A 1,315-nucleotide genomic window follows, 5' to 3' on the forward strand; every position below is an offset into this window, starting at 1 on the left:
GAATGCTCATGTACGGTAAAGTATCACAAGAAAATTATGTCGAATTGACAGCCGCCTCCGCTATACCGAATAAGGAAATAAAGAGTCCTCAAATTTTGCGCTACTAAATGAAGACGAGCGGAAGTAATCTCCCGCTCGTCAGTAAACTTAACTATGCCATATCAATCCCGCTTCTTTCCCGCCACCGGCACTAAGAACAGCGCGGGCAACAGCAGGAAAGCGGTACAGACCAGCCCCCAGGGTATGGACACCTGCTGGGCTACCAGCCCCACAATAGGCCCGCCGATGATCTGCCCGAAAGAGTCCAGCTGTCCGCTGGTGGAAAAGACTGTGGCGCGCATTTTCTCATCCACATGGTCGTTCATCCAGGCGGCCAGCACAGGCTCCTTGATGGTGCGCATAAGCCCCGCCAGCAGGAACACCAACAACATGAACCAAAAGCTCCGCCCCACCGCGAAGAGAACCAGGCACAGGATATACCCGGCGCTGGTGGACATGACCACACTGGTTCGGCTGACAGTCCCTTTTTTCTCCATGCGGGCGATGAGCAACTGAGAAGCCAGAATACCTAAGCCGTTGCCGATAAGACTGATAACACCGAACCAAGTGACGCTGTTCAGCGGCCCGATAACGGGTATTACCGTGTCATCCAGAAAATGAGCGGTGGAGAGCCGGTCAAAGCCTTCACTGGCAAGTCCCCCGCATAGTGTGATTGCTAAGAGCGCCAGCAACACAGGTGCGCCTTTCACAAAGCCCAGGTTGAGCTTGAACAGGCAGACAAAGTCTTTAAGCAAGCCCTGCCGTTCCTCAATAGCAGGGGAGAAGTTGGTTTCTGGCATGATGCGAACCATCACCAGCCCCAACAACAAGCACAAACTGCCCCCCAAGATGACAGGCATTTGCAGGTTTATGTTTCCCAGCAGTGTGCCCAGCACCACGCCCAGAACGCCGCCGATTTGCCCCATTTGACTGCCCCGCAGGAACACCTTGTCTATGGGTTTGTCCTCTTCCTCCGAGGCAATCCACGCCTCCAGAGCGCCGGTGATGAAGGTATCACCGCAACCCCAGACAACCTGGGCCAGCAGAACCGGCGCGAACCACGGTAGCGCACCCTCCATCAGAAAGCCCAGGCCGTAGAGGAACATTCCAATCAGCACCGAGCGCCGACGGCTATACAAATCCGCCACCACACCGGTGGGTATCTCGAACAGAAAGCAGGAGGTCTCCAGAACCGTCCCTACCAGGACAAGCTGGAAAGCATCCAGCTGCACCACCTCCAGGTGGTACACGATGGAAAGCACTGTGGACATAGAAA

General features: G+C 55.2%; 1 protein-coding gene. It reads right to left on the reverse strand.

Annotation, left to right across the window (positions count from 1 at the left end; all coding sequences use genetic code 11):
• Positions 1-161: 161 nt before the first annotated feature.
• Positions 162-1,315: tetracycline efflux MFS transporter Tet(40) (gene tet(40) / locus ACTNB1_RS14790; protein WP_441170536.1), on the reverse strand; the 1,154-nt coding region annotated here is incomplete at its 5' end.

Source organism: Flavonifractor sp. HCP28S3_F3 (assembly GCF_052065355.1).
Lineage (GTDB): Bacteria > Bacillota > Clostridia > Oscillospirales > Oscillospiraceae > Flavonifractor.